This is a genomic window from Paraflavitalea pollutisoli, assembly GCF_029360705.1.
In the GTDB taxonomy this organism is placed as follows: domain Bacteria; phylum Bacteroidota; class Bacteroidia; order Chitinophagales; family Chitinophagaceae; genus Paraflavitalea; species Paraflavitalea pollutisoli.
In genome coordinates this window covers 276,642-290,822 of the sequence record NZ_JARKMX010000004.1, presented here as the reverse complement: position 1 = coordinate 290,822, position 14,181 = coordinate 276,642, and the positions used below count along the sequence as shown (strand labels likewise).

10 protein-coding genes are annotated in these 14,181 nt (G+C 51.1%); 6 read left to right on the top strand and 4 right to left on the bottom strand.

Going from position 1 to position 14,181, the window contains the following annotated elements:
* Positions 1 to 7: 7 nt before the first annotated feature.
* From P2W70_RS10975 to P2W70_RS10955, 5 genes are all read left to right on the top strand, one after another.
* The gene (locus P2W70_RS10975) at positions 8 to 1,705 is read left to right on the top strand and encodes a RagB/SusD family nutrient uptake outer membrane protein (protein ID WP_276481500.1); all 1,698 of its coding nucleotides are present in this window, start codon (positions 8 to 10) and stop codon (positions 1,703 to 1,705) included.
* 50 nt (positions 1,706 to 1,755) lie between these two features.
* Positions 1,756 to 4,212: a hypothetical protein gene (locus P2W70_RS10970; protein WP_276481499.1), complete on the top strand. Its 2,457-nt coding sequence runs from the start codon at positions 1,756 to 1,758 to the stop codon at positions 4,210 to 4,212.
* A 207-nt stretch (positions 4,213 to 4,419) separates the two neighbouring features.
* Positions 4,420 to 4,938, top strand: a complete 519-nt coding sequence (locus P2W70_RS10965) for an HmuY family protein (protein ID WP_276481498.1) — start codon at positions 4,420 to 4,422, stop codon at positions 4,936 to 4,938.
* 72 nt (positions 4,939 to 5,010) lie between these two features.
* Entirely contained in the window at positions 5,011 to 6,249 is a 1,239-nt protein-coding gene (locus tag P2W70_RS10960) for a 6-bladed beta-propeller (RefSeq protein WP_276481497.1), read from the top strand.
* A gap of 2 nt (positions 6,250 to 6,251) precedes the next feature.
* A complete protein-coding gene (locus P2W70_RS10955; protein WP_276481496.1) occupies positions 6,252 to 9,086 on the top strand; it encodes a carboxypeptidase regulatory-like domain-containing protein in 2,835 nt (944 codons plus the stop codon).
* Positions 9,087 to 9,137: 51 nt separating this feature from the next.
* Here P2W70_RS10955 and P2W70_RS10950 read toward each other — a convergent pair whose 3' ends face one another.
* Positions 9,138 to 11,741: a histidine kinase dimerization/phosphoacceptor domain -containing protein gene (locus P2W70_RS10950; protein WP_276481495.1), complete on the bottom strand. Its 2,604-nt coding sequence runs from the start codon at positions 11,739 to 11,741 to the stop codon at positions 9,138 to 9,140.
* Positions 11,742 to 11,945: 204 nt separating this feature from the next.
* Between P2W70_RS10950 and P2W70_RS10945 the strand changes: the two genes are divergently transcribed.
* Positions 11,946 to 12,212: a hypothetical protein gene (locus P2W70_RS10945; protein ID WP_276481494.1), complete on the top strand. Its 267-nt coding sequence runs from the start codon at positions 11,946 to 11,948 to the stop codon at positions 12,210 to 12,212.
* Between the two features lie 23 nt (positions 12,213 to 12,235).
* On the opposite strand, the gene P2W70_RS34385 is transcribed toward P2W70_RS10945, so the two are convergent.
* From P2W70_RS34385 to P2W70_RS10935, 3 genes are read right to left on the bottom strand one after another with little or no spacing between them, the layout of a single operon-like run.
* The gene (locus P2W70_RS34385; protein WP_338119829.1) at positions 12,236 to 12,493 is read right to left on the bottom strand and encodes a helix-turn-helix transcriptional regulator; all 258 of its coding nucleotides are present in this window, start codon (positions 12,491 to 12,493) and stop codon (positions 12,236 to 12,238) included.
* The gene (locus tag P2W70_RS10940; RefSeq protein ID WP_338119828.1) at positions 12,477 to 13,157 is read right to left on the bottom strand and encodes an AraC family transcriptional regulator; all 681 of its coding nucleotides are present in this window, start codon (positions 13,155 to 13,157) and stop codon (positions 12,477 to 12,479) included. The genes P2W70_RS34385 and P2W70_RS10940 overlap by 17 nt, the downstream gene beginning before the upstream one ends.
* A 57-nt stretch (positions 13,158 to 13,214) precedes the next feature.
* Positions 13,215 to 14,057: an SDR family NAD(P)-dependent oxidoreductase gene (locus P2W70_RS10935; RefSeq protein ID WP_276481493.1), complete on the bottom strand. Its 843-nt coding sequence runs from the start codon at positions 14,055 to 14,057 to the stop codon at positions 13,215 to 13,217.
* Positions 14,058 to 14,181: the final 124 nt, after the last annotated feature.

Below are 14,181 nucleotides of genomic sequence, written 5' to 3'. Positions count from 1 at the left end.
GACAACCATGCGCAACCTATTATACGGACTTTGTGTGGCAGCCCTGGTGCCTGCCTGCAAAAAGCTCGACCTCTCCGATCCTTCCAATCCCACCTCAGCGGGATTCTATGCCAACCAGGCCCAGCTGGAGCTGGCGGTCAATGACCTGTACCGCGGTGATTTCTGGAGCAACGACAACGAGTTCTTCGGCGACAACAATATCTACCGGCAGAACGGCAACTCCGTGATCAGTGGCAACATGAATTCGGAAGACGCTGCCGTGCGCACCTACTGGCTCAACAGCTACAAGGCCATTGCGCGCGTGAACAGTTTCCTGGTCAACAAAGACAAAGCAGCTGCCAACACGCCTGCCAGCGTTATCGCCCGGCTGGAAGCTGAAATGCGCCTCATCCGTGCGTATCAGTACTATCGGCTCGTCACGCATTTTGGTGATGTACCGTTCCTGACCGGACCTAAGCCATTGGAAGAATCGTACGAGATTGCCCGCACACCCAAGGCGGAGATCATTCCCTTTATATTTTCCGAGCTGGACTATGCCGCCGCCAACCTGCCTGCGTCTTATACTTCAGCCTCCATCCGGCGCGTCACGAAGGGCTTGGCTTTTGCCATCAAAGCGCGCACTGCCCTGTATACAGAAAACTGGGCCATGGCCAAAGCAGCCGCCGATTCGGTGATCCAGCTGGCAGGGAGCGGAGTCTATGCCCTGCACGCCAACTATCAGCAACTGTTCGTTAAAGAAGGTGAATTATCCAAAGAGATCATCTGGTCTACCCCGCGGGATGAAAAGCAAAAAGTATTCAGTGCGGCCGAAGGCTGGGTAAAAGAATTCATGAGTCGTACCGCCGGTGGATACGGAGCCTATTTCCCTTCATTCGATATCGTCAACGCCTACGAATGCATCGACGGCAAACCCATCGATGAATCGCCCCTGTACAACCGCAACAAACCCTTCCAGCAACGGGACCCGCGGATGGCGATGTCGATCGTAGAATTTGGTACGCCCTGGCTGGGCTTTTCGTATCAGCCACACCCCGACTCCACGACAGTATGGAGCTACAAGAACAGCCGGATGGTGAGCAATGTCGATACCCGCTCGGTGGCGGCTTTTGCCAGCTTTACAGGATTCCTTTGGAAGAAAGGCATCGATCAATCCTGGGCCGACCGCCTGGTAGAAGACAACGACGCCATTCTCTACCGCCTCGCGGAAATGTACCTGACTTTTGCAGAAGCCAGTATCGAGCTGGGAGAAACGAATGCGCGCGTACTGGAAGCCATCAACCGGGTACGGGCACGCGCTTACGGCGTTGCCCATACGGCTACCGCCAGCTATCCCGCTGCTACGGCAGCGATGACTGCTGCCGAACTGAAAAAACTCGTGCGCCGCGAAAGAAGGGTGGAATTTGTGTTGGAAGGGCTACGTTATATGGACCTCATTCGCTGGCAATTGGCAGAAAAGGCATTGACCCGGCCCGTCATGGGACTACCCGATCCACGGGCCGCCGCACCGCGTGTAGATGCCGCCAAATGGCCTTTTGCCGCTACACCGGAGATCGATGAAGATGGCGTGGCCGACTACACCAATTTTGGCAGCGATATCAAATTGATCCTCGAGCGTCGCTTCGACAAGACTAAACAATACCTGTGGCCCATACCCGCCAGCGAACGGCGTGTTAATACGAATATGACCCAAAATCCCAATTATTAATCCAACGAATACCGTCCGTACCCTATATCTTAACAATTGAACCTACACGCATGAGCAAAAAGACCCTGCAGCGCAGTTTATGGATAAGCATCACCCTGACCAGCCTGGCGTGGCCAGCTACCGCCCAGCAACAACCGGCCAGCACACCAGCATCCGATACTACCCGCCGCCCTTTACAGATCAGCGGCGTGTACCCACACCTCGCCCTCTTCAACGATAAGAACACCGCTGGCTGTGGCGATATCAATGGTCAGTTTAACAAAAAGAGTGATGGATTTGAAGGTGGCATCGGCGCCGTGGTGGGCTGGGCCAACCAGTTGTGGATGGTGACCTACTCGCCCCACTGCCCCATGGGCAGCTCGGACAAATTATACAGCATCACCAAAGACCTGCGGCTGACTGTGCACCCGGAGAGTATCGGCGGCACCCCCGCCAACCGGATGGTCCACCGCGAATCGAACCAGCTGATCACCAGCAGCTATTTTATCGACAGTATTGGCAACGTAAGGGTCATTCCCTTTACACAAATGCCGGGTCGTATGACGGCCACCGCCAGGCACCTGACCGATCCAGCCAACAAAGTATATTTCTACGATATGGAGGGCATGGTGTATGAAGTAGATGTGCATACCCTGCAGTCCACCAAACTCTTCAACAAACCCGTACCGGGCTGGCATGGCAAAGGGGCATATACCTCACAAGATCAGTTTGTAGTGGCCAATAACGGAGAAGTAGCGGCCCACAAAGTAATGCCCGGCGACCTTAAAGCCGGCTCCCTGCAACCTGCTACACCCGAGGAGATGGGTGTATTGGCCAGTTGGAATGGCACCGCCTGGAACATCATCGAGCGGAAGCAATTTACCGATGTAACCGGCCCGGGTGGTATTTATGGGGCACCCGACAACAAAAGCCCCTTGTGGGCCATTGGCTGGGACCGTCGATCCGTCATCCTCAAACTGCTCGATAACGGGCAATGGTACACGTACCGGTTGCCGAAGGCTACTCAAACTTACGATCACCGGGGTGGCTGGTATACGGAATGGCCACGCATCCGCGAGATCGGCAACGGCCAGTTGATGATGGACATGCACGGCATGTTATACGACTTCCCCAAAACCTTTACCCGCACCAACAGCGCGGGCATTGCCCCCATCAGCACCCACCTGCGGTATATTCCGGATTTCACGTACTGGAATGGCCAGCTGGTGTTGGCGACCGATGAAACGACGATGCTGGAAAACCCCATGGCCGGTCGTTCACAGTCCAACCTGTGGTTTGGTCAATACGAGCAATTGAAACAATGGGGCACGCCCCATGCCTGGGGAGGCCCCTGGGTCAACGATACGGTACAAGCTAACGAACCATCTGATGCTTTCCTCGTCAATGGCCCGCAGCAAAAAGTACTGCACCTGGTGCACAACCAACCATCACCTGTCACCTTTACGGTAGAAATAGACAAAGCGGGTAACAACCAGTGGACTAAATACAAGACGATCACAGTGGGTGCGGGTGGCTATGCGTTCGAGGTATTACCTGCCAGCTTCCGCGCCAACTGGATCCGCTTTACCAGCAACAAAAGCTGTGTGGCTACTGCCTACCTGTATTGGGTAGGTGCTCCACAAGCTTCGAAAGCAGCACCCCTATTTGCCAGCCTCGCCGATGCCAGCGATCAACGCCCGTTTGCCGCCAGCCTTATCCGTCCCGCAGCCCACAATACCAACCTGCAGGTATTGTCGTTGACAACGCCTGGCACCGGTTACCAGGAAGTGCAGGAGGACATTGGTTTTATACAGCCAGCAGCCGACAGCACAGCTGCCATGCAACGGATACTTGCCCTGCAAAAAGATTTCGACCTCGACGACGCCTCCGTGATCGTGCACGATAAAACAGGCACCTTCCGCTTACCAAAAGGACATGCCGCCTTCGACCGTCCGATGGCCGGCCAATGGCCCCGCGGCCGGCGCGAGCTGGAATCGGAGCGGTTGATGCTGAATGCCCACGGTACTTTTTATGAGGTGGGCCGCGAAGCAGGTTACAAGGCCATGCGTCCCGTGACCACGCATAACAAAAAGATCATGGACTTTTGTACCTGGCGCGGACTGCTGGTGTTAAGTGGTACCCAAACAGGCGCTACCAACGATGGACATTATTTTTCGAACGACGGTAATGGCCTGTGGTTTGGCGCCATCGATGACCTGTGGGCATTGGGCAAACCGCGTGGCGAAGGGGGCGTATGGAAAAACAGCGCAGTAAAAGCTGGAGCAGCTTCTCTTCCCTTCCTCATGACGGGTTACGATAAAAAAACGGTGACCATCCAGGCCGACAAAACCGTCAACATCACCCTCGAAGTTGATGTAGACCTCAACGGCTGGCAGACCTACGGGCAATTTACCATCCCGGCCGGCAAGACTGTTACGCATGTTTTCCCCGCAGGATACAGCGCCCGTTGGGTAAGGGCCAGGGCCGACAAAGACTGCCAGGCTACGGTATGGTTCAAATACGAATAAGCGTTCATTCATTTTACAAATTATTCGACGGGGCCCTGCCGGTCCCCGTCTTTTTTTTGTCGATAGCCCGGCTCTGTCGCCCAAAACTGGCGCAGCAACTGGCTTCCCCTTTTTCCGCTTTGCGCAAGCGTTTTTCCCGTCCGGGAAAAAAGTAAGCTGCACTTTTGCCGGCATCCGAACCCCTTCGGTACACCATAACCCACGATCATGAACAAAATATTTTTCGCAATAGCCCAAACCATCGTTACTGTTTTTATCGTCCTCATCGCTGTACCAGCCACTGCGCAGGAGGTGAAACGACTTGCCAATATCGATGGCAGTGAAAAACCGGCTTATATCAACCTCGTGGAAGGTAAGGCGGTGAGTCAGTATGGAGATTGGAATATCGCCTTTCACAAAACCACCATACTGATCAACAGTGGCACCAGCGGATCCAAAAAGGATTCTGCACAACTCGTCACTGCATCCTTCGACCAACTCAACACCGCGCCTGTATCGGGTTACAAAGCCGATGGTGATCAAAAAGCCATTCCCCAGGGCAGTGGTAATGGCTGGTACCTGTACGACATGCAGGACCATTCTATCAATCCTATTCCCGATCGCGTGATCATCGTGAAGACCAGCACCGGTCAGTTTATCAAGGTTCAAATTATCAATTATTACCGCAATCAACTCACATCTGAACCAACAGGATTTTATACCATACGATACGCCATCCTGAAATAACGCCGCAAGTAAAGTATTAAGAGGGCCTTAACATTTACAACTATACTTTTGGGTGACCAACTAACCCTTAAGATGAATTGTATTCGTGGCCTTTTCCTGATCGCTTGTAGCCTGAGCATCGCTCTATCCACCCAATCACAGGTCCAGAAGATCTACCTCCATCCCAAAGCGGCCGGTAGCGAGAAACAATCCAAATTTATCGACTCCGTGCGTTTCATTCCCCTGGAAGTAACACCGGATGCACAGTTCACCCAATACAGCAATGTAGAAGTGACCCGGGATTATTTCATGATCCGCAACTACCAGGCAAAGGAACTAGTACTGTACGACAAACAAGGCCGGTATATCAAGAAAATCAGCTATAAGAAGCTCGCAGGCGACTTGTATCCCGCTTATGACCTGCGCACCAACCAGCTCATTTTTTTTGGCTACAACAGCACCTATGCCCTTACGCCCAAAGACCAGATCAAAATTGAAATGGACTGGAGCAGTCCCAAAAACAAAAAGTACTTTAAAAAATATTCGATCGATCTGAATGACTCCACCTTTGCCATCAAAAAGGAAAAACCGGAACAAAAAGATATCATCCGCGCTTATCACTTTTACGATGATATCTATGCCGCAGGGGTGATCAAAACGAGTGAACTCTTTACCGATAGCCTCGATTACGAGTACAAGCTATACCGCGACAATAAGTTCATCAAAGGATTTTGGCCCTACAACCGGATCAATGAGTTAAAATATCAATATCAACCGGAAAGTATCAGCATCGGCAGAACGGACACCCCCTATATCAACTATATTACGCGCCCTTACAGCGATATTATTTACAAAATGGTGCACGACAGCATCACCCCCTATTACCAGGTCGTGTTGCCGCTGGAAAACAGCTTGCCCCAGAGTTTTTTTACCAAACCTTTCAAGAACAAGACGGAGAAAGATAATTTCAGACGCAACAACGGGATGCTGCTCCACGCGATACATCCCATGTATGAAAATGACCGGTTCCTGTATTTCATGGTAGCTTACCTGTATAACTGGGAAGCATACATTTACCAGAAGCAAACGCAGGTCACGCACAAAGCCAAAAACATCAAAGGGGATAGCAGCCAATATAATTTATCCTTGCTCTCCGATTTTGGTCTTACCCGGAATAAAGACCAATTCTATAAAACACAAAAGGCCGGCGACCTGATCAGCTATTTTGAAAAACACAAAGACGTGGCCATTCCCCCCGAGCTGGAAAAGTTCATCAAAAGCAATCCGCCCGCCACTTCCCCTATCATCATCGAATTCAAATTTAAAAACTAGCCGTGAAGCCGCTAACCCTTACCTGTTTCTTGCTCGCCCTATCCATCCTGACCTATAGCCAATCCGGTAAAATTACCGGCTCCGTCATGGATAGCACCAGTAAAACACCACTCGAACTGGCCACGATCACCATATTGGGACCAGATTCGTCGGTGATCGCTTACAAACTATCCGACAAGGAAGGTCAATTCTCCTTTGAGAAATTACCACTCCGAAAAAAATTGCTGGTCAACATCACCTATACGGGTTATGGATTGTTTCATACTACGATTCAACAGGATTCGGCCCGTACGGATACCCTGAACGTGTTGCTATCGTTGAACAGCAGCGATGCGGTGATCGTTACGGCCGCTATCCCCATCAAAATGAATGGAGATACCCTCGAGATCAATCCGGCTGCCTTTAAGATGAAAGGCGATGCTGTAGTAGAGGAAATGTTGAACCAGGTAAGCGGTATCGTCGTTTGGGCCGATGGCTCCATCACCGTCAATGGTAAACAGGTATCCAATCTCCTGGTAGACGGAAAACCTTTCATGGGATCGACGGATACGCGGGTGGCTACGCAAAACCTGCCCAAAGCAGCCATCGAAAAAATACAGCTTTACCAGGAATTCGACCGTAGCAAGATCGGACAGCCGGGACAAGCGCAGGGACAACCGCAGGATTCGCTACTCACCATGAACCTGAAACTGAAAGAAAGCGCTAAGAAAGGCTATTTCGGAAAAGCGGGTGTGGGATATGGTACGCGTGACCGTTTTGAAGGCGATTTTTCGATGCAGATGTACAACAAGACGAGCAGCGTAGGTATCGGCGGAGGCATCAACAACATCAACAAGAGCATCGGCAACCTGCAGGAGATGTTTCAAAACAACACCTACCGCAATTCCAATCCTAACCTGAACAATGTAGGCCGGTTCGGCACCAATGGCATCAACAAGAACCACAGCTTTGGCGGTGTGCTGGTACACAACTTCATCGAGTCGTCGAATAGCCGGCAAAATGACCGAATCACCCTTAATTACAACAAATCGGGCGTCAATGCCTTCGTCACCGACAACTCCTTCCAAACCAGAACGACGGTGGAAAAACCACAGTTCATCCACGACGAAGGGCAATCGAACAACCGGTCGGACAATCACGATGTCGGGCTTCAATATGTGAAGACCAATAGTTATAACGATAATTTCAGCATCAACGGGTCGTTCAATACCCGCAACGGAAGCAGCAACTCCCAACGATTTACCGAAGTGCGGGATTCTGCCAATCAATTGCAAAGTACCAACCGGGTTAGTAGTTCAGGCAGCAACCGCTCCGACAATCAATCCGTCAGGATGTCCTTTGCCAAAAGCAATAACGATGCACCTGCCCAAAATTTCAATGCCCGGGTCAATGCCTCCCGCGACCAATCATCGTCGGAAAGAAACACGATCAGCGATTTCCGATCCATGACCGCTGCCGGTAACAACACTTTCCTCGACCGCCTATACAACAACCAGAGCGAACGGATCGCCTTCAATGCCGAGCTCAGTTATGCCGGCTTTAAAAGACTGCTGATGGGCCGGCACAACCTGTTTGGTTTCAACCTCAGCCTGGACCAATCGTTCAATTACGACCGCAACACCGACGAAGCTGCAGTATCCGACTACGATACTACCATTAAAAAGCGCAACATCAACGAAAAACTATCGAACTACAACAGGCGCGAGTTGATCGAATACACCCCTTCCCTCTCGTTGATGAAATGGTTCAGCAAAAACACGGAAACCGGCTATCGCAGTATAACCATGTCCTTCTCCCTGATGAATGACTTTAAAATCGACAAAAACAGCTCATCGATCACCCAACGAAACCTGGATCGAAACTTTAGCTTTTTACGATATTCGGGATGGCTTGGTTATAACAAATCCGAATGGCAGAAATACCAGGGAAACGCCAGTCTGTTCATCTCAAAAACATACGGGTATCCCTCCATCGACCGGTTATACACGATCGTAGACGACATCGACGCCTACAATATTCAGGTTGGTAATCCTTTCCTGCGCAACAATGTCAACCATTCGATAGGTCTGAACAGTAATTTCAGTACACAAAACAGAAAATCACCTTATTCCTTCAACGCCGGCCTGAGCGGCAACTACAACACCTCCAAAAACCCCGTCACCGACAGCACGATCAATGATACCAGTGGTAAACGGATCACCTATTTTGTCAATGCCGACCATTCACGCAATGCGAACCTGAGCTACAATTTCAACATCTCCCGGAAATTTGGCACCAACACGCTCCAGTTAATGTACAATGGTAACTTCAACTTCAGGGAGCAACCCAACTACATCGATGGCATCAGCAATACCAGTACCACCAACACCCTGTCGAATACCTTCAAACTGTTTTTCATGTTGGGTTCGAAGTATGTCTTCAGTGCCGAACAGGTGTTGCAGCGAAACAAATCAAAGCCAACCGCTCCCGGGTTAAATGCTTTTACGAACAACAATGGCGTTTCGAGGCTGGGCATCACGGTGAATGCGACCAACAACCTGACCTTCAGCAGCACGGCTGAACGAGTCACCAACAGCAACCTGGACAAACCGTTCATACTCTGGAACTCCTTTGCCACTTATCGATTCATGCAGCAACAAGGAGAGCTTAAGTTCTCGGCGATGGATCTCTTAAAGAAATACCAGAATATCACCAACAGTGTGTATTCTTATGGTACCACCACGCGGATCTCGAATGGCTTGCAACAGTATTTTCTGCTGACCTTCTCCTATTATCCCCGCAAGTTTGGGAAAACGGAGATCAGGCGGAAAGAGGGCCCCAAAAACGATTGGGATTAAAGGGCAGCCGGGTTTTGGAAGTAACCAGCGTTGCCGTCATTCAATACCTGGCTAAACACCGACGGACCCACGCTCAGCAGGCTGAAATACCGGACGTGCAAATACCACACGAATATGGGTACCATGGTAGCTGTCGATGGTACAGGTGCCATTGAAATCGCGACATAGGCCCTGCATCAGGCTCATACCGAGCGAAGCGGGTCGTACAGCAGCCTCATTGGCCGCCATCCCTATTCCATTGTCGGATATCCGCAGCTCCCATTGCTGGTCGTGAAGCGGTTGTAAAGAGATGGCCACCTGGCCACGGTCGCGGCCGGTGAAAGCGTGTTTGAATACATTGGTGACGGCCTCGTTGATGATGAGGCCGAGTGGAATAGCCAGCGTTACATCCATCGCTACGGGCGCTACTTCAATATCGAACCGGATCCGCGTACGTGATACAAAGCTATCCTGCAGGTATTGAACCAACTCCGGAATATAGGTATTCATTTGAATGGTCGTCACATTATCGGCCTGGTACAGCTTCTGGTGTATGAGCGCCATGGCCTGTACCCGGTGTTGACTATTGTGTACCGCGTCGAGCGCTTCATCCTGCAGATACACCGACTGCGATTGCAACAGGCTGACCACCACCTGCAGGTTGTTCTTTACCCGGTGATGCACTTCTTTGAGCAGCCATTCCTTTTCCTGGAGCAATCCATTGAGCTGGTCATTACGACTACTGATCGCCTGGTTGTTGCGCTGCTTGATACGATATTGGTTGTACAGCAGCCCCACGATAATAAGCAAGAGCACGATGCCGCCGATCGTCATGGTTTTAAGGAAGTTTGCTTGCCGCAATTGCTTGCGTTGCAGCTGATCACGGCTTTCTAGCAGTCCGATATTCTCCTGCTGCAGTTTCAACTCTTTTTCTTTCTGCTGCAGGTCCTGTAGTTGCCTGCTGGCGATGGCCTGCGCCAGATCAGCTTCATGCCGCAGCAGGTCAATATGCTGTTGTTTTAGTTGCAGGTCTTTTGTTTTCTGATCGGTCAGCGACTGCTGCAACTGCTTTTCCTGCATCAGCAGCTCGATGTCTTTGTGTTGTAAGCGCAGGTCCTGGTCCTTCTTGTCCATATCGTGCAACACCTGCAGCTCGGCTACCTGGCGGGTGCGTAAAGCGGAAAAGATGGAATCATTGATCTGTTTATGCAGTTGCAGGTGACGCAGGGCGGACGCATAGGCTGCGCGGGAAGAATCGATGTGTGACAACATCAGGTGTGCTTGTCCAATACCTGTAATGGCGGTGAACATGCGGGGAGATTGCAGGTATTCTTCCAGGTAGGGGGCAGCTTTCCCGTATTGCCGGGTATCGTAGTAAAATTTACCGATCGTAAAAGGGGCCGACGCGGAGAAAGGGGCAGTCAGCAACCGCGAATAGCGCATCATCCTGGCATAGCATTTTTCTGCTTCAGCATAATCTCCCAGGGCCGCATAACAGTTCCCCAGGGCTTCCGCATATTCCATCTGGCAGTAATCGTCAGTAACGTTTAACCGGTTGTATTCTTGCAGGATCATTTGAAGCGCTTCCCGCGCCTTGCCACCTATCACCATACGTTTTGCCTCCTGTTTGAGGTGAGTGACATACAGATCGCCTTCCGTGTTGTTGTCCAGCCGTCCCGGCAATACACCGGCATCGCCCTGGTACAGGAATACATGATCCAGCCTGTCATCGGGATATTTTTCACCACCTTTCTTTACTTCAAAGGAGTAATACAGGGCCTTCTCGAGGTCGCCTTGCTGAAAATAGTAATCATGCAATTTTAAAGCGGCCTGCATCACCTCGGCGCTTCCAGTCTGCTTCAGCAAGGGAAATGCCTGCAGGTAGTATTGCTCGGCAAGAGAAGTATTACCAGCCAGCAAATAGCTATCCGCCATCCAGAGCAGATTTTCACCCACCTGTTTTTGATCGTTCAGTTGGCGGTACAGGCGGATGGCGTTTTGGTGGCAAGTGAGTTTGAAGGAATGCAGGCTGGTAGTCTCGCTCAGCGTTCTACCCATGGAGGTCCATACCCTGGCCACATCGGCGGGTTTATTTTTACCGGCAAACAGCCTGATCTCGCGTAGTGCGGTCAGTGTATCGCCAGCCTCCATATAACAACGAAAGATATGGCGGTGACTGGCCTGTATCCATTTGGTCGACCCTACCTTTTCGCTAATGGCCAGTGCCTTTCGGTAAAAGATAAGGGCCGAATCGATATCAGGTGTGCGCCAGATGCTGTTTTTAAACACGACCCCCGAACTGAACAACATTTGCACGACATGGGTATCCACGAAGTTTTCGATCAGCCGGAAACTTTCGGTGTAGTTACCGTAAATGGCATAACTGTCGTAGCAAATATCGAGTGCCCGCCAGTAACCCTTGCTATACCCGGTCTTTTTGCTAAGGGCGAGGGCCTGCCGGCTGTAAACAATAGCACTGTCCCGGTTGCGGTAGGCTCCCCGACTCTCGTAGACATAGGCGATCTCATTGAGGATGTCCACCTTCATGACCGGTGTACTGGCGTGCGGCAATCTCGCCAGCAAACGCGACACGGTCTGCCGTTGGTCCTGCGCCACAGCAGTTAGTTGCCAGGCGGTTCCCAAAAGCAGCAATACAAAGCATAAGCGGTACATCATCCTGGTTATTAAAACGGGTGATCGATGGATAGACAGTAAATAATGGGTAGTACCGCAAGTTAGCTTTTTTGCGTATAGGTAGGCCATGGCCCGCCCCCGCCTTCTGTTGTACATTTCATGGTAGCGGCAACCTTTCAAAGGCATTCCCTATTGACAAACCACTTCAGAACTGCTATTTTAGAGGCAGCAACACCAACTACCACTATGTACAAAGCAGTCATTGGATATACAACTGGCCTGGCAGCCTTGCTCGTTTACATCATTTACACGGCCAGGTTTATCAAACCGTTGCTGCGATCTCCCTTGTTTTCGAAGCCGGTGAAATGGTTTCACCTCATCATGACCTGGTTGATTCCTTTTATCTGGCTGGTGCTATTGAAGGTCATCATGAAACCGTCACCAGGCTCACACCAGGTAACACAGAAAGATAAGTGGAAGCCTTTTTCTGATGCGTATAAACCTCCACGATGACGATAGGAGAAAATACGTAAACTTTAATTAAAACTCCGCCTGAACACCAGGGGCGATAGGTTGGTTTTGGTCTTGAACAGCTTACTGAAAGACTGTGGATGCTCGAAGCCCAGGGCATAGGCGATCTCGCCCACGGATAAGCGCGTTGTTGACAGCTGCTCTTTGGCCCGCTCGATCAGTTTGTCGTGAATATGCTGTTGTGCATTTTGGCCGGTAAGGGTGCGGAGCATATCGCTGAGGTAGCTGGGCGACATATGCAGTTCATCAGCCAGGTATTGCACGGTGGGGGTACCTTTTGTCAATCCTTTCTTCCCCACTAAAATAATCCGAAAGCAGACCTTCCAGCTTTTGCAGCAGATCATGATTCACCAATTTACGGGTTATGAACTGGCGTTTGTAGAATCGGTTGGCATAACTCAGCAACAACTCGATCTGCGAGATCACCACATCCTGGCTCAATTCATCGATGCGGCCATTCAACTCCTGCTCCATGATGCTGAATACCGACATGATGATCGTCTTCTCTTCTTCCGACAGGTGCAGGGTTTCATGGGTGGCATAAGAAAAGAATCCATACTCACCGATCTTACCAGCAAGTGGATACCCCAACAGGAAATCCGGGTGTACCAGCAAGGTATATTCGGAACAGATGGCCCCTTCGTTTTCTGCGACACCGATCACCTGTCCGGGCGCAGCAAACAACAATCCACCTTCATCGAAATCATAATAACCCTGACCGTATTTCAGCTTACCACCCAACTTCGGCTTATACGACATTTTATAGAACCCCAACACATGCTGATGCGACGGCTGAGCGACATCTGCCCAGGAAGGCGCTCCATGCAGCAAACTGATCAACGGGTGTTTGGGCTGTGGCAGGCCAAAAGCCCGGTGCGCATCGGAAAGGGTTTCAAAGCGCTGTAAGGAATTTTCTTCTTTTTTCATGCGTCCACGATTTAAACATAACCGACCACCAGGTTGATGGCCGGCTGTTGATCACACTTATTGAGATAATGACTGGGCAGACTGTGCCACGTCATCCCATTTTTCCCACAGTGCCATCCGCTCTGCATAGACGCCTTTTACCCAGGCCAGGTTTTCGCTGCCCAGGTGGATGCGCAGTGGCGGATGGGCGGCATCAACCACCTGAAAGAGGGCTGCCGGAGTGGCTTGCGGATCACCTCTTTTCAGCTCTTTCAATTGACCAAAGAACTGGTTTTTGTAATCCGTATAAATGTCCATGCCCGCGGCGAACTTCAGGGAATGCTCACTGCCAAACTCCGTGGCGTAGGCACCCGGTTCGATGATGGTCACTTTGATGCCGAAAGGCGCTACTTCCAGGGCCAGGCTTTCATGGATCGCCTCAAAGGCCCATTTCGACGAAGCGTAGTAACCGATCACCGGTAAGGTCACATGCCCCAGGTTGCTGGAGGTGCCCAGAATATGGCCATAGCCCTGTGCGCGCAGCAAAGGCAGGGCCGCCTGAACAACAGCCAGGGCGCCGAAAATGTTCGTTTCATACATGGCCTTCACCTCCTCCAGGCTGGCTTCTTCGATGGTGCCGACCAGCGAATATCCCGCATTGTTCAGCACAATATCCAACCGCCCGAAATGGGTATGCGCCTGGTTTACTGCGGCTTGCGCCTGCCCCGGTTTCGTTACATCCAATTCGAGGATCAATACCTGATCGCCATACTTATCTTTGAGGGCGGCCAGGCTATCCACCTTCCGGGCTGTTGCCGCCACCAGGTCACCGCGTTCGAGGGCTGCCTCGGCCCATACGCGTCCAAAACCGCGGGAAGCCCCGGTAATGAACCATATTTTACTATGCTGTTGATTTGCCATACTGTTTGTTTTTTTTGATACCACAAAATTCAGCATGGGCCGTCAGGCAGAAGTAGGCTAATCGGGGGAGTTTGTAGTCGAATTGAGGATGGTCGTCAGTAAAGCCTGACGAAACCCCAAATCC